Below are 19,125 nucleotides of genomic sequence, written 5' to 3' on the forward strand. Positions count from 1 at the left end.
ATCATTGTCGTAGCAACTTGAAAGATTGTAAAGGCTATACAACAAAAACCTTTAAGATAAAAAATGGCTAATAAAAAAGCGACTCAAGTGAGTCGCTTCAAAAAATGTTTTTCTATATAAAATATACAGAATGTTACTGCACTAATTCAGCATCAGTGAATACTTCTGCAAATAATGGGCTGCTTAAATAGCGCTCTGCAGAGCTTGGTAAAATAACAACGATATTTTTGTCTTTGTTCTCTGGTTTTTCAGCTAAACGAGCGGCTGCAACAACGGCTGCGCCAGAAGAAATACCTGCTAAGATACCTTCTTCTTTCATTAATCTGTGTGCCATTGCCATAGACTCTTCATTAGAAACTTGCTCAACAGCATCAACTAAATCTAAATCTAAGTTACCAGGGATAAAACCAGCACCAATACCTTGGATTTTGTGTGGACCAGGTGTTAAATCTTGGCCTGCTTTAGCTTGTGCAATTACTGGTGAATCTGTTGGCTCTACCGCAACTGATTGAATTGCTTTGCCTTGAGTATTTTTGATGTAACGGCTAACGCCTGTGATAGTACCACCAGTACCAACACCAGCTACGAAAATATCGATTTGGCCGTCAGTCGCTTCCCAAATTTCAGGACCTGTGGTTTTTTCATGGATTTCAGGGTTAGCTGGGTTTTCGAATTGTTGTAATAACACGTATTTGCTTGGATCAGAATCACGAATTTCTTCTGCTTTAGCAACTGCGCCTTTCATACCTTTAGGGCCTTCAGTTAATACAATGTTTGCACCTAAAGCTTTTAATAATTTACGACGCTCTAAACTCATTGTCGCAGGCATAGTTAAAGTTAGTTTGTAACCACGTGATGCAGCAACGAATGCTAATGCAATACCTGTGTTACCAGAAGTTGGCTCAACAATTTCTTTACCAGGAGCTAATAAACCTTTTTTCTCAGCGTCCCAAATCATATTTGCGCCAATACGACACTTAACACTAAAACTTGGGTTGCGAGCTTCTACTTTAGCGTAAACATTACCAGAAGTTACGCGGTTTAATTTTACTAGCGGGGTATTACCAATAGATAGTGAATTATCTTCGAAAAATTTCATTTAAATATATCCTTCGTTGTCGTTATTGGAAGATGTATTGGTTTCTAAGCTTATACCTAAAGTGCAGAAAAAGAAGTGCTTTTTTGTTATAACAAATAGCTATTTGCTTGAAACGAATTGATATGTTGAGAAACAACAGCAGAAAAGCAGGCTAGCTGCGTGTTACTAGCCTGATACGAGTACAATAATATAGCGGAGTATCTTAAGCGTTACAGTTTACAACTGAGTTGTCTGTACCGCCGACTGGAGATGGTGCGTAGTTGTCAGCATCCCAATCATTTTCCCAAACACCACCGTCTAACAAGTATTTGAATTGGTATTCTTTACCAGATTCTAAATCCATGTTTAAGCTGAAATCGCCATTTTTAAGACGTTTCATTGGGGTAGATTGCTCGTCCCATTCGTTGAAATCACCAACAAGAAAAACATTGTCTGCTTGTTGCGCTTGCTCTGCAGTTAAGCGAAAAGTCACTTTACATACAGGCTTAGATTTTAAAAATTGTTTCTTCAGGCTCATACTCGATCCCTTTAGTTTATTAATGGAAGACTTTGATACATTTAGCGTGCAATTAAATTGATACAATTTCTATACCATGAGCAAGGTCTAGCTGATGCTTATCACGCAAAACCAACTTTAGTATAGCAATAAATTTAATTTACGCACTAGGCTGATTTTTATCCAGTTTATCTTTTTTCATGATTATTTCAGCCAAGTGTTACTTATAGATGAAAATAAGGTTATAAATAAGCCGAAATCTATTTATCAACGTATTTAATGCTAAATCAGAAATCAAATTAACCTTCATTAAGGAAACTGTCTTGAATACTAAAAATCTTCCTTGGCGATTTATTTGGCCTGTTCTCATTCTTGTTTTCGCTGCGATTGTTTTTAAAATTTTACAAATGCAGGCTACGCCGCCGGAACAAAAGCCGTTGGAGCATGCGCCGCCATTGGTTGCGACTGAGGTGTTAAATAAACAAGCTTGGCCTTTTTCTATCGACAGCCAAGCAATCGTTCAAGCTAAACAAACAACGATAATAAGCAGCCAAATTAGTGGCAAGATAGATAAAATAGCACAGCAGTTTGATGCGGGATTTTTCCTAGAAGAAGGCGCTGTGTTAGTTGAGGTTTCTCAATCAAATTATCTCGCAGATGTTAAATCCGCTAAAGCCAACTTGAGTTTAGCACAAGCTAATTTACAAGAAGAATTAGCCCGTGGTGATGTGGCGAAAGTTGAATGGCAAGCCTACGGTGACCAAGCAAGCGACTTAGCGCTTAGAAAACCACAAATAGCTGCGCAAACAGCCAATGTTGAATTTGCCAAAGCGCAGTTAGATAGGGCAGAGCGTGAACTTAAACGTACTAAAATTAGTATGCCGTACAAGGGTGTCGTGGTAGAGCGAAAAGTTAGTCTTGGAGACTATGTAACCACAGGTTTTGCCGTAGCAAAAGTAATTGCCACGGATGTGGCTGAAATTCGTTTACCACTGACTTTGGCTCAATATCAAAAGTTAAAACCTCACTTACCACAAACAAATGCGGTGCAAATTGCACCAATATCAGTCGAATTATTCAACAATTTGGCTCAACCTCAGCGCTGGACAGCTCAATTAGCTCGAATTGAACAAGTAGTTGAAAGTGATACACAAATTATTTATGCCGTTGCACAAATTAACGATCCATACAATTTGGCTAATTCACATGCCTATCCACTTGCTGTTGGTCAATTTGTTAAAGCTAAAATCACTCTAGAGCAAACTGAACAAGTGTTTCGTGTTGCGCGTAGTTTATTAACGCCACGGCAGCAGTTGTTAGTTGTCAATGGTGATGTATTGCGCATTCGAACACCAAACATAGTCCATCAAGAGCTTAATTATATCTACGTGGATAAAGGGTTGGAGCCTAATGACCTTTTGGTTGTATCTGCTTTAAGTAAACCAGTTGACGGTATGCGTATCCGCTTAACAAAAGGAACTGACTAGATGACAACTCAAGCATATAAACGAGGACTGATTGCTTGGTTTGTCAATAACCCAGTCGCTGCAAACTTATTGATGATCAGTATAGTGTTGGCAGGCATTTATTCAGTATTCACCATTCGAAAACAATCTTTTCCGACCATTCAGCTCGATGAAATTCACGTGCAAATTCCGTATTTGGGGGCGGCACCGCAGGAAGTTGAAGAAGGGGTAGTACTTAAAGTAGAAGAATCGGTTAAACGTATTGAAGGTATTAAAAAAATTGAGTCGATTGCCCAAGAGGGGCTAGCTCGAGTCATCATAGATGTTGAAGAGGGATACGATGTTGTTGAGCTACTCAATGAAGTTAAAGTGCAGGTAGATGCGATACCGAGTTTACCTGATAACACAGAAAAGCCAGTTATTTACCGAGTTAAACCTGAACAAGCTGTGTTATGGCTGCAAGTGTATGGCCGTGTGTCTGAGCAAATGATGAAAGCTTATGCTAATCAATTACGTGATGAAATAGTCCAATTACCTGGTATTTCATCCGCTAAGGTAGTGGGCGCTCGAGAATATGAAATTGGTATTGAAATTAGTCAAGAAAAGCTTGTGGCTTATGGTTTAAGTTTAAATCAGGTGGTGCAAAAAGTTAGGGCATCTTCAATAAAAATGCCAGGCGGAACCATTAAAAGTAGCAATGGTGACATTTTAATTCGTACTGATAATCAAGCTTACAATGCAGCTGATTTTGCCAAAATTGTTATCATCCAGCGCGCCAATGGCACTAAAGTTATATTGGCGGATGTTGCGACAATTAAAGACGGTTTTGTTGAACGCGAAGCTTTTTCTAATTTTGATGGTCAACCAAGTGTTGGTATTCAAGTTAACTCTGTGGGTAACCAAAATGACTTGCAGATATCACAAACAGTTAAAGACTATATCAAACAAGCCGAACCATCTTTACCAAGCGAGGTTAAATTGGCAGTTTGGGGGGATAGTTCGTATTACTTAAATGGTCGCCTAGAATTAATGTTAAATAACATGATGATGGGCGCTTTATTAGTCTTTTTTATCCTGTCGATTTTTCTCCAACTTAAACTCGCATTATGGGTGATTGTTGGCCTATTTGTCTGTTTTTTAGGTGCGCTGGCTGTGATGCCGCACGTTGATGTCAGCATCAATATGATCAGCTTATTTGCGTTTATTTTAGTTCTAGGCATAGTGGTAGATGATGCTATTATCATAGGTGAAAGTGTCCACAACACTGTGCAAACACATGGTAACACAGCGCAAAATGTTGTTCGGGGCGCGCACCAAGTGGCTGTGCCCGCAACTTTTGGTGTGTTAACCACCATAGTTGCATTCATTCCTATGCTGTTGGTGCCAGGCGCATCATCACCGATTTGGGCTTCTATTGGTATGGTGGTGATTTTGTGTTTGGTATTTTCTTTGGTTGAATCTAAATGGATTTTGCCTTCGCATTTGGTCAGCCGTAGCCATAAAGTAGCGAACGACGCCGAGGGTAAAACCCTATTAGCTAAAGTGCGCAATGGCGTAAATGGTAAACTCAATCATTTCATCGACACTAAATATTCACCATTTTTAGCTAAGTGTATTCATTTTCGTTACACAGTGTTGGCTGGTTTTTTCGCCTTTTTAATTATCACTGTTGGTATGGTTGCTTCAGGTGCGGTGCGTTTTGTCTTTTTCCCAAATTTACCAAGTGATTATGTGCAAGCTAGCATAACAATGGAAGATGGCACGCCGGATGTGGTAACCAATCAAGCGATTGCGCGTTTGGAACAAGCATTATATCAAGTACATCAAGCCCATTATTCAGAGTTAGATCAGCAGGTTATTGCTCATAGCTCAGCTTTTAATACAGGGCAGACAACTGGACTTATTTGGGCTGAATTAAATCGAGATTACAGCGGTAAAATTGATGGGGTCAAAGTGGCCAATTATTGGCGCGAGCAGTTTGGTGAGTTAGCCGGGGTACGTTCGGTCAGTTTTGATGGTTCAATACAAGGCGGTGCTGGTGCTGACTTAGAGTTTTTATTTAGAAGTGACAATACTGAACAAATTGCTGCCGCTGCACAATTGCTCAAAGAGCGTCTGCAAACTTATCAAGGTGTTTATGATGTTGATGACTCTTACACGGGTGGTAAAGATGAAATTCAGTTATCGCTAAAACCAGCTGGGGTTGCCTTGGGCTTGCAATTGGCTGATTTGTCTAGCCAAGTTCGAGCCGCATTTTATGGTGCTGAAGTACAGCGTATTCAACGCGACGACGAAGAAATTAAAGTTATGGTGCGATATCCACGTGAGCAGCGTCAATCTATCCAAAACCTAGAACATATGTGGGTGGATTTACCCAATGGCAAACGGGCTATTTTTGCCACTGTTGCTGAGTTTAGTATGGCGAGTGGTTATTCTTCTATTCAGCGTATTGATTATCAAAGATCAGTCAGTGTTACCGCGAAAGTAGATAAAGCGGTCGCTGAACCAGGCAAAATTGCTACCCAAGTTTCAGATCAAGTTATTCCTGATATTCTAAAACAATTTCCTGAGGTTAAATTCGAATTGTTCGGAGCCTCGAAAGAAGAGCAAGAAGCTATGGTCAGTTTAGGCATCGGGTTTTTATTTGCACTTGTGGCAATTTATGCACTGATGGCCATCCCGCTTAAATCTTATAGCCAGCCTTTTATTATTATGTCTGTTATTCCGTTTGGGATTTTAGGTGCTGTGATTGGTCATATGCTGTTAGGACTGTCGGTCAGTATACTGTCATTTTTTGGTGTTATCGCACTGGCGGGGGTTGTAGTTAACGACTCGCTTATTTTAGTTGATTTTATTAATCGAGCTCGCCGTCAAGGTGAAACTTTATTGAATTCAATTCAGCAAGCGGGCGCTAAACGTTTTAGAGCAATATTGTTAACCTCGCTAACAACTTTCTTTGGTTTGATCCCAATAGTTTCTGAGACTAGTTTACAGGCACAAATTGTAATCCCCATGGCAGTGTCGTTAGCTTTTGGGATCTTGTTTTCAACCGTTATTACACTTTTGTTACTGCCTATTCTATATGCGATATTAAGTGATATTACTGGTGTAATTAGGTTGTCTAAAAGTTAGCTTTTTGTAAGTGAAATATGAAGCTGTCGCACTGTGGTACGATGTCTTAATTCATTTTGAATATAAGTGTTCCATTTTTGACTGACTTTCATTATTATAGACATCGACTTAAACGATTAATCCTATTTAGTTGTTTAAGTCTGTTGTGTGTAAGTGTGAGGGCGATTATTGTGTGAGTCGTTCTCGGGCAAACCAGTTTGTGTGCTGGTTTGCCGTTTAACTTATTTGCAAGTGTTTATTCGTCGATTGATTGTGCGAATTCTTCTGGCTTATCTACAGTACCAGACATATCAACTAATTTACCGTCTTCAAAGTTTAAAATTAAATCCATTCGTTTTGTTTCACGGCCATCACCGTAGTCAACTTGGTACACGTAATACCATTTTTCGTCGCTAAAGGTATCTTTTAACACAGGTTTACCTAAAACAAATATCACCTGATCTTTATTCATGTTTTGACGTAATTTAGCAACATCTCGTTTTTCAATATAGTTTCCTTGGCGAATATCAATTTTATATGCACATGCAGACAACATGCAGATAGCGCCAATACAGATTAGTTTTTTTAACATAACTTTATTCAAATTTATTAATTACGGCCAAATAGGTTTAAGGAAATGAGTATAGCGACTATAGACAGTGCTATAAAGCAATAGTTTCTTATTTCAGCTGACCAATGTTTTTAATCGCGCCGCGTGGCACAATACGTTTAATGCCATCACTATTAAAAATAAAATCGAGCTGAATGGTATTGCTATCAAATAAGGATATTTTACCGTCAATCACAAGTTCATATTTACCCTTGATACTGCGCTCTGGCGCTTTGCGTAATTCGATTAAGTGCTCGCCAATTTTATAAGTAAAGGTAGAGAAGTAACCTTGAGAGAATTCTGAAACCCAAATAAATTCATCTTTATGTAGATAAAGGGCTAAGGTGTATTGCTCTGGTACTTGGCTGACGGATACGCTAGACGTACCGGCACTAAATTTTGTACCTTCATCTGTCATTTTAAAACTAAAACCAAAGTCGACGGATTTTTCTAACCCTGAAGGGTATACCAAGGTTGCTTTGCCGGGTAAATCAAATTCAGCTCGGGCAGGCATAGACAAAAATAAGCTTGCAGTGAATAAACAGATTAGGATGCGTATAAACATGTGAAGACTCCGAGTTCGTTATTCGCAGGTTAATAAAAATTACGTTTTTGTTCAAATCGACTGATTTGTGTTTCCAGTTTCTCAATCGCATCTAAACAACGCTGGCGGCGAACTCTTAGTTGATGATTGTCTGGTAGTGTTGGGTTTAGTCTAATTTGATCATCAAACTTTGTTAGATATTGGCGATACTCTGCTAGCTTTTTGTGCATTTGGCCAAGTCTACTCGCATAATTACTTTTGTTTGATATATCTTCAATTTTTTGGTTAATGGCACATTTTGCCAACAATTCAAGCTGATCATTTAATCGATCAAACAGTCGTTCATTATTGTGTGCAAAACATTGTTCGATTAACTGTTGGGTTTCGTTTGCATAGTCTTGCAGCTCTTCAGACTGGCAGGCATAGCTAGAATGAAACTGTAACAAACTGATAATTTTTTCTTGGTAACTCAACTGACTAATTTTACTTATCAGCTGGTTGAGTGTTTGTTCAACTTTTGTTTGTAGTGGCTCAGACATATGCCGCAAATAGCGAATTTTAAATCAATGAACTAAGCTTAAACTAATTTTGGTCATTAGGCATTAGTAGAGTCAGATATGCGACTTGAAATTCGATGTGAAAACAGATTAGGCATCACCCAAGATGTATTGGAAATCTTGGTTCGGCATCAAATTGATTTGCAAGGTATTGAGGTGCATACGAACAAACTGTTTATTCATTTCCCGAATATTGAATTTGCTGAGTTTCAACACTTAATGCCGGAAATTCGTCGTATTAACGGCGTATCGGATGTTTTAAAAGTGGCATTTATGCCTTTGGAATTAGAATCAGCAGAATACCAAAACCAGTTAATCTCAACGACTGAAAAATGGTTAACTGTTTCAGCCAGCGGCGAACTTATTCGGTTAAGTACTAGTGCAAATGGTTATTTTTCTCGCTTATTGAAACATGACTTAATACATGTGTTTGATTGGATAAAAGGTTTTAATTTACAAAAGTGGTTAGATAAGCAACCAAAAGAACGTTTGTTGGCCGTTGCTGAAGTCGCAGAGCAGACTTTCCAACTTGAGCTACAACCAGTGTGGTTAAACAACAATAAAGGACTACAAGGTTTTGCTGGCGCAACCATTCGTTTCATTAATGGTCATTCACAATATCCAAACGAGCAAAAAGCCAATGCGATTTGTAACTCAATTGTGCAGCAGTCAGCGGCAATGCGCAAAGTGGTGCGTGATGGCAAAAAACTAGCCGCTAATTTACAGCCAGTTTTATTGGTTGGTGAAATTGGTGTAGGCAAAGGCCTTGTTGTTGAGTTGATGCACGCTTTAAGTTCAACCAATAACAAAGCGCTGATTGTGGTTGAATTAACTGCTGATGATGTGTCCACACAACTGACTAAAGTTAATTTGGATGTTTGCGGTGGCTTATACTTAAAGCATATTGATAGGTTAGGTGCGGCCCAACAAAAAAACGTGTTAGCCTGGTTGTTAAGCAACCGCAACAAATTGCAGCAGGTGAAGTTATATGCGTCAGCCAATAATAATTTAACTTTGGCTTTGCAGCAGGGAACCTTTAATGAACATTTGTTTTATCAGCTTGCTGACAGTAAGTTAGTGGTGCCTAATTTGCGTCAGCGTCTGGAGGATGTTGCAGAGTTAAGCCAATTATTTGTTGAACAGATTTGTTTAGATTCAGGTATTGCGCCGATTGATATCGCGGATGATGTTATTAAGCGTCTAACAGAGTATAGTTGGCCTGGCAATGCATCTCAGTTACATAATGTATTACGCCAAGCCGTGGTTTTATCTGATCAACAGTGCATACAGTTGGCCAATATTCATATCGAAGAAGATCAGCAAGAGGATGAGTTATTAACCGTTCAAGACTATTTGGAAAATGGCTTAGACGAAGCTGTTAAACAGTTTGAGAGCACTTTGTTACGCAAGCTTTATCCGTATTATCCTAGCACTCGTCAGCTTGCTAGTAAGCTTGGACTGAGCCATACAGCGATTGCAAATAAGCTACGTGAATATGGCATCAACCGTTCCACCGTTAAGATAGCGAGACGGTCTTAGGGCCTGTTGATCTTTCGTGGACAAATTTTGTTCTAACTAAATGCTGTTTAATCAAGGCGCAGCATTGAAGGCCTAATGGATTAAGTCAAAATGCTGCAACAAAGAGTAAAAAGCATTTAGGACGAACCCGAAGGGCAGCGTTTGTTTGGTATTTCTTCTGCGTTATAGCTCATTTATGTAGCTCACTACACTTCAATCGCTATGCCTTGTATAAATACCAAACAAACTGCTGCAAAATTGTACCCGAAAGATCAACAGGCCCTAGTGTTTTATACAGACTCTAGAGCCTCGTAACACACTTTATTACGACCACTTTGTTTTGCTTGATATAGGTATTTATCTGCCTTAGCAATAGCGCTGGTTATGGTTTGCTGATTGTGTAGCTCAGTAACACCTATACTCACAGTTACTTGTTTACGAAAATGTTTAATCTCAAAATTGTGTGTCGCCACTTTGTCCAACAGCTTTTCAGCAACCTCGACCGCTTGTTGATGATTGGTTTCGGGCAACATAACTAAAAATTCTTCGCCACCCCAACGAGCGACTAAATCGTGCGTCCTTAAGTTCTCTGTCAAGGTTTTGGCCAATTGTTGCAGTACAAGATCACCAACGTCGTGCCCATAACCATCGTTTATCAATTTAAACCTATCAACATCCAATAGCAGAAGGCATAAAGTGTCGTTATTGCGATTAATGCGTGCGTATTCTTTTTGGATTTGTTCCATCATTTCGCGGCGGTTGGCCAAACCGGTAAGCGAGTCTGTTTTAGCCATCAATTCAAATTTGTCGCTTAAACTCTGAATATGTTGATAAGAGGCTTTTCGTGAGTATTCGTAACAACAAGACAAAAAAGTTACGGTAAAAAACGACAAGATAAACCTAAGTTTATAACTGTCTGTGTATTCTGCTGTCATTAGCTGACCAGCATCAAAGTAAAGTAAAAACGAGCTTAAACAACTAAATAGTATAATATTAACTACGCCTGTTGATAATCCACCTAGAAATAATGCTACTGGCGGTAGTATGTATACCCAAAGTAATCCAGTGTTATCCACGCCACCAGAATAAACCAGATAAAGCATTAACATGGTTAAGCAATACAGTACTAAACGTGCTGGTAGTTTATAATCGGAAGAAAATCTAATACATAAGTGGGCGGATAAAAATACTACAGCAGCAACATTTAGCACTATGGCTAATAAAAAATTTGCTTCAGACCAAGCACGCAAACCCATAACTAAGGTTAAGCTACTGCCGACCAGTGCAAACAAGTTGATGATCATAATGCGGCGGCGATCTTCTGTATCTGCATATTCAGGGATGCCACTTTGGCAATATTTTATGAACTGTTGTTTGATAAAGCTGAACACGCCAACCCGATTATAGTTTTATCCGTTTAACTTAAGTCTAGCGGGATTTTGTTAACTATCTAGAAAAAATAGTAAAAACCAATAAAAAAGCGCTAAATTTATTAGCGCTTTTTGGAAGTAAGCATCCATGCTCGGGGGATTTCCAAAGTTTAATTAGTAGTCATACTCAGCGATATTGATGACTTGCAATGTTGCTGTGTTACTAGTGTCGTCAGTAACATGCATTATCATGCGTAAGTCTGTATCGTTGGATACGTTAAGGTTAATGTTGGCACCGCCATTAGACAGGGCGTAACTGCTACCAAATGTACCTGTACTCCAGTCTTCATCCATACCAAAGTTAATATTTGCCCAATTTGCATCTGCGATTTTGAACTCTGTGCTTGCAGTTGCTTTTACGTCTAAGCCATAGTAACCAGCGCCATAGTAGGTGAAGCTGTATGGAGTACCCCAGTCGCCGTTAAAGCCACGTAAATGAGCTGTTTCACCAGTATAAGGTAAGGTTTCTTTGCTTACGGTTAATATTGGCGCTGCTGGGTCAGTTGCATCCACCTCAAATACATAGTCTCCTGATTCTGTAATTGGCAGTGCAATATCGCCATTATCAGTGCCACTGAGGGTTAACGCCTGACCAAGCGTAACTGTCGCGTTGCTTGCGCCTAGGTTGATAGTACCCCAATCTTCCGACGCTAGTTTAAACATATAGTTGTCATCATTAGATTCTAGATATATCGAGGTAACATATTTACCATTGCCAACATATAACATTGGATCTTCTGTATTCCAGCCGCCGTTCGCATTTACCGTTCCACGGATATAAGCGGTTGCTGCGAATTTAGGTTTATCAGCTGCAGGTTTAACCATAATGCTAGGTGCATTGCGGTCAGAACCGTTTAGAATAAAGGTATATTCACCCGCTTCAGCAATATTCATTTGAATATCACCACTGCCACCATCAATACGCAATGTATAGTTCTCGCCGAGGCTGATTTGTACTTCGCCAGCGTCACCACCGTCACCAATGTTTGGATATGCCCAACCATCTGCTGATACTTTAAAGTTGTAGTCACCTGCATCTAATTGAGTTGTGATTGCGTAGCTAGAGTTGCCAACAAAGCTCATTTTGTAAGCCTCTAAATGAGTCCATTGCGGGTCTGAAATTGAGCCAACTAGATACAACTCAGTAGCACCATAAGGCGGTACGTCTGGACGACCAACTGTTGCAAGTGCACTTAAGCCAGCACCTTGAACACCATCTTGGTTTTTAACAAATACAGCGGTTGTTAACGCAGGCACAGTAAAGAAGCCGTTGTCTGCATCTGAGCTAAAGCTAGACGATGCAACTGTATTATCTGCAGAGCCTTGCTGTATTGAATGTAGCGCAAAGCCAGTTGCCGTTGGAATTGTCATAGTTTGTTCAGACTGAGTACCATTAAATACAACAACCACAGCATCGTAATTAGCATCTAAATCGGCACGTAGATTATCCGTGTTTGTTTGGTCACAGTTACCTTCGAAGTCTTGTACTGCTAACAAACAACCAGCACCATCGTCAATACTCATAACAATTACACCGTGAGTTTGACTTGCACCTACATTGTGGAAACCAACACGGTCTTTAATTTGTTCTGCGGTATTTAAACGGAATAGCTTGCTACCTGAACGGATTTTTAATAACTCTTTATATGCATCAGACGCGAAACTAATTTCACTGCTGTCTACTTGGATATTTGAGTTTTTCAGCAATTCGACCGTTCTGTCGTAGTTAGTTACCTCAATTGGTAATGACACACCCCAATTATTAGTTGTTTTGGTGAAATCAACTTTATTTAAATAATCAGTGGAGTTGTAAGTATTTCTGTCCATTGATTTTGAACGCAATAGGTCTGAACCCATTTGCATAAATGGAATACCTTGGCTCAATAATGGGAATGAACCTGCAACTACATGTGCACGTGCACGATCCCATGCACTCCAGTCGTCTCCTAATGAGTATTGTAATTGATCCCATAAAGTTTCGTTGTCGTGCTTATCAACATAGTTGATGGTATCTGCTGGATCTTGTGATTGACCTGGTTTATTAAAGGTATTGGCTTCTGCAAATACACCACTGGCTGATTTAAAGGTGTAATCAGAAATGTTACCTGCTAAACCAATGCGTATATTGTCAACGTCATTGCCGTTGCCATCAGAGTTAAACAATGCACCGTTACGCACGCCGTCACGTTGTACATCAGAGAAGGAACCAATAGAAGTACCAGCCATAGTTGCCTGAGTTGCCCCTTCGGCTTGCACTGGACCAAATGACCAACCTTCACCATAGAAGTATGTATCTGCGTCAACGGCAGTTACTGCGTCTCTTGCATCCAACATAGCTTCTTTCATAACTAAGTTCATTAAGTCGAAGCGGAAAGCGTCAAACTTAAAGTTAACTGCCCAAGAAACTAAAGTGTCCGACATTAACTTAGCGGCCATTTTGTGTTCAGTTGCCGTGTCCTGGCAGCAAGAGTCACCTAATACGTCACCAGTTTCAGTATTTAACCTTTGGTAATAGCCAGGGACAATTTTGTCTAACACTGAATTATCCCACAAGCCAGATGAGCTAGTGTGGTTATAAACAACGTCTAACGAGGTACGTAAACCCATTTCATGTAAAGCTTGTACCATGGCACGCATTTCAACTATGCGTGAAGTATCTTCTGGGTTAGTCGCGTAACTGCCTTCAGGCGCATTAAACGCATATGGGTCATAACCCCAATTAAAGCCATCTAAGTCTTTTAGGTCGTTTAACAATTGGCGGCCACGTTCGCTAGTTGCTGAGTAGTTATCTAACAGGTCTCTGATAATGACATTATCTTGAGCAACTGAACAAACTTGTGCATTTTCGTTAACTGCGCATAAATCACCAACAGTATCGTCAAGTTCTATACGATTTGCCGTATTTTCATCAATTGTAGCGATATCGTTAGCTGGTAATACTTGGAAGTGAGTTAAGCCTGCGTCTGCTAAAGATTTTAAGTGCTGAACAGGTGCTGAGTCGTTGTGTGTAAATGCAAGGTATTTACCTCTGTGTGCGGCAGGGGTAGATTCATCCATAATTGAAAAATCGCGAATATGCCCTTCATAAACAATAGCATCTTCAACGTTTTCTATGGTTGGGATTGTGTGTGTGTCCCAATTTTCTGGTTTTAAGTCTTCGTCATTTAAGTCAACAAAGCGTGCATAGCGGCCATTGGTGGTTAAACTGACTGCATATGGATCAATAACTTCGTAGTTTTCGAAATTATCATTTAAGTGGTGATAAACACTAATGTTATAGCGGAATAACTTTCTGTCTAAATCAGCACGACTGCCTGTGTATGACCAAATACCAGTGGTATCGTCAAAGGTCATTGCCATTTCGCCAGTTGAGCTGTAGTTCCCACTGCTATCCATATCATTGTAAAGTTTTAACTTAACGTCAGATGCAGTTGGTGCCCATACTGATGCAGTAACCATGTCGCCATCATAAATGATGCCTAATGAAGCTTCATCAGCATCGTTTTCACCCATGGTGTAAAGTGCGTCGATTGCACCCGCTGTTTGTACTAGGTTGCCAGAAATTTGTTCGTTATTTGCATCTAAGGCTACGGCGACAATACGCGATTGTAACATTTGTTTGGCAATAGCCGGCTCAATGCTTTCAGCAGCAACAAAAGTAGTCATGCCACTACGATACATAGCTCGGCTTTGCTGCTCTGCAGTTAACGCATTTTCGTTACGAACAAACTCGACGTAAGGTACACCACGATAGCCTTCACCTGGGAAAAGTTTTGGCATAGTTTGTGAGTAATACAAACGAATGGTTTGTGCATTGTCATCGTTAAATAACACCACATCTTTATCAAACCAGTGGGTAGCTAGATCAGTATTGATTTCACGTAAACCGTCAGTTGGATCTCCAGCTTCACTGTAATAAGGGTAAAATGATGCTACAGGTTGATTAGTCGAGCCAACTGCAACGTAGTTCATGCGGTCAGAGTTACGAGAGTCAACTATGCCACGCATGTCAGCTTCTATCGGTGATTTAGTGCTACCTTCATGGATAATAAAGTTGAAACAGCCAGTATTTTCAGGCAGCAATCGGAATGTCCAATAAACGCCGTAGTTTGGATCTAAGCCATCAGGTTTTACCCCAGTTTGCCAATCTGTTCCCCAGTAGTCATTATTTTCAGGATCTTGTGTAGCACCTTCCTCAAAATACGTTGGGTCGTAGGCGTTACAATCAGCATTGTTCCATGCATGAATAATTAAGTCGTCAGTACCGTCACCAATAACATCGTTCGCTTCAGTTAGGCCTTCGCGCCAGAAAAACAAAGTAGCAAACTGTTCACCTTCTTGTTCTGAATATGAAGGAATGGCTTGCGCCAATTCAAGAGGTGCATTTGGATGGCGTCCTTTGGCTTCACAAGCATGTGAAATTGGATTGTAGTTTTGCCCTGAACAAACTAATGCGACCCTTTCACATTGTTGGTTGCCATTCTCATCAAGAATAACGGAACCAAAACTATCTGTTTTAATTGTGTCTGGATATGAACAGACTAAGCCTGTATCTACTTGGCTGACATTATCAACCTCATCTAACCCTTTTTCATTTGACACGTTACAGCCTGTTAGCACACTGCTTATAGCAGCAGCGATAACAGAGACTGGTATCATTTTATTTATCATAATGTTTAAACTCCAGTGCTGAAAATCAGTTCGGAAAAATGCGCCCACTTTGGACATTGTTGTTAGCTTACAAAAACACTGGTTAAGAAATGGTTAAGGAAAAATAGTTTTTTCTTAACCATTTCTTAACCACGGCTTGGTTATTATGCAATTAATCAAGAATCCACTTGCTCAAACTTCTGTTTTGAACAAGTAGGTGGAATACACATTTTAATTTGACAATAAAAAAGAGTTTGAGGATAGATGCATATGAGCCAATTCAAACCCAGCTTGTTAACCTTAGCTTTGTTAACCGGCGGTATGACCATGACTTCTTTACATGCACAAGAAGTAGATGATGTTAAAGCAGAGCTAGAACAAGGCGCTGAAGAGCAGGAAGATACTGAGGTTATTCAAATAACGGGTATGCGCCGTAGTTTAATCGAGTCAGTTAATATCAAGCGGTTCTCTGATACTATGGTCGATGCGGTTACCGCGGATGATTTGGGTTCACTGCCTGATTTGTCAATTTCTGATGCATTATCTCGTTTAGCTGGTGTTACTGCTATTCGTAATGGTGGTCAGGCGAGTGAATTAAATATTCGTGGTTTGTCTGGTCAATATGTATTTGCCACGTTAAACGGACGTGAGCAAGTATCCACTGCTGGTGGTCGTAGTGTCGAGTTTTCTCAGTTTCCTTCTGAATTAATCAGTACAGCTCAAGTGCACAAATCGCAAAAAGCTTCATTAATCGAAGGTGGTGTGGCAGGTACGATAGACTTAGTTACTGCCAACCCTTTGGCTATGGCTGATGATTTCAAGGGAAACTTTAATTTGCAGCTAACATCCAACTCACGTTCAGATGATCACCCTGATACAGTTGAAGTTGGCCACAGATTTAGCGCCTCTTTCCAAACTAAATTATTAGATGACACCTTAGGTGTTGCAGTCGGTTTTGCTCGTTTATTCCAGCCACGTGTTTCAACCCAATTTGTTGGCTACAACTTTGACTACAATCAAGTTAGATATGATGGCCTTCAAGGTTTAAGCAACTGCGGCAATGAAGAAACAGACCCTTACTGGCGTGAAAACGGCTGTTTTGCCTATAGCGGTGGTTTTGAAATGATGTCGCGCGGTGGTGAAGATGAGCGTAATGGTGTGATGTCTGCAATTGTGTGGCAACCAACCGATGATTTTACTCTTAAAGCCGATGCATTTTACTCCACTTTTGATTCAAAAGCTTGGGACCGAGGTATTCAAGTTCAAGGTCTTGGAAGTATTAATTCAACTGAACATTTACGCAGTGTTGAATTGCGCGACCCTACAGTTGTTGGTAATGATGAAGTAGGTTATTCAATCATTGGCGGTACTTATTATGCTTCGTTAGCTACACCATTTGCTGAATATGATCCCGCTGATTCATGTAACGCAATAACTGACGGTAAAGTTCAAGCTCCTTGTATTGCGGGCAACGGCAGTTCTGGTGTTAACCCTCTACATATACTTAATATGGCGGATGATGCAACCAGCGAAAGCGAAACCTTAACTTTGGGTTTAAACGCCACTTGGGTGATTGATAACTTAACCATCACTGCTGATTGGTCACATTCAAAAGCCTCAGAAGATTCGTATGACCGCACCATGAGCATGTTAATGTTTGAAGACTCGTCTGCGGCTACACCAAAAGTAGAAACTGATTTAGTCCTTGATTACCGTATGAATGGCCTAAAAGTTCCAACTGTGTCAGTTACTAATATGGCAGGTGAAGCGGTTGATTTTACCAACATAAACAAGATGATGGTAAACAGCTATTCGCAATTTCCTCGCTATGAAGAGAACCAAGCGGACGCTTTACGTTTAGATGTAAAATATGAACTGGAAAATGACTTCATTCGCTCAATTGAGGCCGGAGTACGTGTTTCTGAACGTAAGCATTTACTTGAGCGTGGAGTTTGGTCTTATGGTGGCCCAGGTCACTTTGAAGATGGTGTTCATATGGATCGCCGAGGTTGGGATGCGATGCGCCAAGGCAACTATATCGCTTTTGTCGGTGGTGAAGAGGATGTTAGATTTGCACCTTACCAATTATCGGCTGATGAAGTGGAAGTGGTTAAATTTGGCGGCGAGTTTTCATCTCTACCTTCATTCTTGGCGATTAATAACGAAGCTATTGCTGATAAATGGTTGGTTGACAGTCAAGGTAATCCGTTAGACAGATCTCCTGTTGATGTATGGCAAGGCGCTGATTGGACTATTACTAATGACAGAGAAATTACCGAAAAGGTTAAGTCTGCATATGTAATGGCAAATCTTGATTTAACAGTGTTTGATATGCCTCTTACCGGTAACTTAGGTGTTCGCTTTGTGGAAACTGAACAAAACGCCTTTGGTGTGAGTGCTGCGCCAACCTCTCGTCGTGTTAAAACTGATGAAAATGGCGATCCTGTATTAGATAAAGATGGTCGTGAGGTATTAGAGGTTGTAGGTTTAGGTGACGAAATAACCGATGATGTGGGGGTTACTCGCTCTTCACATTTATACCGTGATTTAACTCATAAGTTTGACAATGTTTTACCTTCATTAAACTTAAGTTTAGCTTTAACAGATAACGACTATCTTAAATTCGCAGCAGCTAAAGTAATTGCTCGACCAGATATGGCACAAATGGCGGTAAGTGGTAATTTTAATTATCAAATTAATCGTACTCGTGACGGTAAAGACGTGGTGAATATGGATATGAGTACCAGCCCATATTTAGAACCATTCTTGGCTACACAGGTTGATGTTTCATTCGAACATTATTTTACTGAAACCGATGGTACATTCTTTATTGCCTTATATAACAAAGATATTGAATCCTTTACCGACACAGTAACTATGTTTGATTTTGATTTTGCTGCTGAGGGTATTGAATTACCTACAACTTCAGATAGTGGTCAACCTGTTGAGCCGGGTGATTTAACTGTAACTGTTAATAACGACAAAGGCGGTTATGTTCGTGGTTACGAAATTGGTTATACGCAAACATTCGATTTTCTGCCTGCACCGTTTAATGGTTTAGGTTTTGCGGGTAGCTATTCACATACAGAGAGTGAAATTACTCGTACCGTTAATATTGGTAATGGTCAAGGTGATGTAGATACGCCAATTGAAGGTTTATCTCCTAACATTTATAGCTTCACTATTTTCTATAACTATGAAGATGTGTTTGAAACTTACTTAAATGCACGTCACCGTGAGTCTTACTTAGGCCGTCAGATTGCAACTGGTCAAGATCAAAGTGCATTCTTTATGGAAGAGACTATTTTGGATTACCAAATTAAGTATAAATTCACTGAGGACTTAAACGTTATCTTTTCGGTTAATAACTTAACTGATGAAGCGAATCGCTCTTACTTTGGTGATGAAAGCAAAACAGGTACTATCCAATACTTTGGTCGTAACTACTTTGTAGGTTTCAACTACAGCCTATAATTATTCGTTCTTTATCATCCTTGCTTGAGGATGTTTGACGCCTAGCCCATATACTTGTAGCCATGTATATGGGCTTTTTTGTTTCAACTTATTTTAACCAAATTAACTCTAAATCTTTACCAAATTTTAACTATCTGTCAGTTAGTCTATTTAGCATTCCTAAATAAATT

General features: G+C 39.9%; 11 protein-coding genes. 4 read left to right on the top strand and 7 right to left on the bottom strand.

Annotated elements, in window-relative coordinates; genetic code table 11:
• Positions 1-133: 133 nt before the first annotated feature.
• On the bottom strand, positions 134-1,099 hold the full coding sequence (gene cysK, locus ACMZOO_RS13385; protein ID WP_440903837.1) for a cysteine synthase A: 966 nt from the start codon (positions 1,097-1,099) through the stop codon (positions 134-136).
• 202 nt (positions 1,100-1,301) lie between these two features.
• A complete protein-coding gene (locus ACMZOO_RS13390; protein ID WP_016954062.1) occupies positions 1,302-1,616 on the bottom strand; it encodes an isoamylase early set domain-containing protein in 315 nt (104 codons plus the stop codon).
• 302 nt (positions 1,617-1,918) lie between these two features.
• Here ACMZOO_RS13390 and ACMZOO_RS13395 point away from each other — a divergent pair, with 302 nt between their 5' ends.
• Together ACMZOO_RS13395 and ACMZOO_RS13400 are read left to right on the top strand one after the other, a co-directional pair.
• Entirely contained in the window at positions 1,919-3,082 is a 1,164-nt protein-coding gene (locus ACMZOO_RS13395) for an efflux RND transporter periplasmic adaptor subunit (protein ID WP_440903838.1), read from the top strand.
• Positions 3,083-6,193 (top strand): efflux RND transporter permease subunit, encoded by a 3,111-nt coding sequence (locus tag ACMZOO_RS13400; protein ID WP_440903839.1) that lies wholly within the window; start codon positions 3,083-3,085, stop codon positions 6,191-6,193.
• Between the two features lie 235 nt (positions 6,194-6,428).
• On the opposite strand, the gene ACMZOO_RS13405 is transcribed toward ACMZOO_RS13400, so the two are convergent.
• From ACMZOO_RS13405 to priC, 3 genes are all read right to left on the bottom strand, one after another.
• Entirely contained in the window at positions 6,429-6,764 is a 336-nt protein-coding gene (locus ACMZOO_RS13405; protein WP_440903840.1) for an outer membrane protein assembly factor BamE, read from the bottom strand.
• An 88-nt stretch (positions 6,765-6,852) separates the two neighbouring features.
• Positions 6,853-7,347 (bottom strand): hypothetical protein, encoded by a 495-nt coding sequence (locus ACMZOO_RS13410; RefSeq protein ID WP_440903841.1) that lies wholly within the window; start codon positions 7,345-7,347, stop codon positions 6,853-6,855.
• Between the two features lie 29 nt (positions 7,348-7,376).
• Positions 7,377-7,865, bottom strand: coding sequence for a primosomal replication protein PriC (priC, locus tag ACMZOO_RS13415; RefSeq protein ID WP_440903842.1), 489 nt, complete (start codon positions 7,863-7,865; stop codon positions 7,377-7,379).
• A gap of 78 nt (positions 7,866-7,943) precedes the next feature.
• Here priC and ACMZOO_RS13420 point away from each other — a divergent pair, with 78 nt between their 5' ends.
• Positions 7,944-9,422 (top strand): TyrR/PhhR family helix-turn-helix DNA-binding protein, encoded by a 1,479-nt coding sequence (locus ACMZOO_RS13420; RefSeq protein WP_440903843.1) that lies wholly within the window; start codon positions 7,944-7,946, stop codon positions 9,420-9,422.
• A 269-nt stretch (positions 9,423-9,691) separates the two neighbouring features.
• On the opposite strand, the gene ACMZOO_RS13425 is transcribed toward ACMZOO_RS13420, so the two are convergent.
• Both ACMZOO_RS13425 and ACMZOO_RS13430 read right to left on the bottom strand, forming a co-directional pair.
• Positions 9,692-10,792 carry a GGDEF domain-containing protein gene (locus ACMZOO_RS13425; RefSeq protein ID WP_440903844.1) on the bottom strand — a complete coding sequence of 367 codons (1,101 nt, stop codon included), beginning with the start codon at positions 10,790-10,792 and terminating at the stop codon, positions 9,692-9,694.
• Between the two features lie 153 nt (positions 10,793-10,945).
• Entirely contained in the window at positions 10,946-15,502 is a 4,557-nt protein-coding gene (locus tag ACMZOO_RS13430) for an alpha-1,6-glucosidase domain-containing protein (RefSeq protein WP_440903845.1), read from the bottom strand.
• Positions 15,503-15,751: 249 nt separating this feature from the next.
• Between ACMZOO_RS13430 and ACMZOO_RS13435 the strand changes: the two genes are divergently transcribed.
• Entirely contained in the window at positions 15,752-18,955 is a 3,204-nt protein-coding gene (locus tag ACMZOO_RS13435) for a TonB-dependent receptor (RefSeq protein ID WP_440903846.1), read from the top strand.
• Positions 18,956-19,125: the final 170 nt, after the last annotated feature.

Source organism: Catenovulum sp. SX2 (assembly GCF_052056295.1).
Classification (GTDB): Bacteria; Pseudomonadota; Gammaproteobacteria; order Enterobacterales; family Alteromonadaceae; genus Catenovulum.

Coding starts and splice junctions, on each gene's coding strand:
- cysK (WP_440903837.1), bottom strand. CDS start 1,099: ATGAAATTTTTCGAAGATAATTCACTATCTATTGGTAATACCCCGCTA.
- ACMZOO_RS13390 (WP_016954062.1), bottom strand. CDS start 1,616: ATGAGCCTGAAGAAACAATTTTTAAAATCTAAGCCTGTATGTAAAGTG.
- ACMZOO_RS13400 (WP_440903839.1), top strand. CDS start 3,083: ATGACAACTCAAGCATATAAACGAGGACTGATTGCTTGGTTTGTCAAT.
- ACMZOO_RS13405 (WP_440903840.1), bottom strand. CDS start 6,764: ATGTTAAAAAAACTAATCTGTATTGGCGCTATCTGCATGTTGTCTGCA.
- ACMZOO_RS13410 (WP_440903841.1), bottom strand. CDS start 7,347: ATGTTTATACGCATCCTAATCTGTTTATTCACTGCAAGCTTATTTTTG.
- priC (WP_440903842.1), bottom strand. CDS start 7,865: ATGTCTGAGCCACTACAAACAAAAGTTGAACAAACACTCAACCAGCTG.
- ACMZOO_RS13420 (WP_440903843.1), top strand. CDS start 7,944: ATGCGACTTGAAATTCGATGTGAAAACAGATTAGGCATCACCCAAGAT.
- ACMZOO_RS13430 (WP_440903845.1), bottom strand. CDS start 15,502: ATGATAAATAAAATGATACCAGTCTCTGTTATCGCTGCTGCTATAAGC.
- ACMZOO_RS13435 (WP_440903846.1), top strand. CDS start 15,752: ATGAGCCAATTCAAACCCAGCTTGTTAACCTTAGCTTTGTTAACCGGC.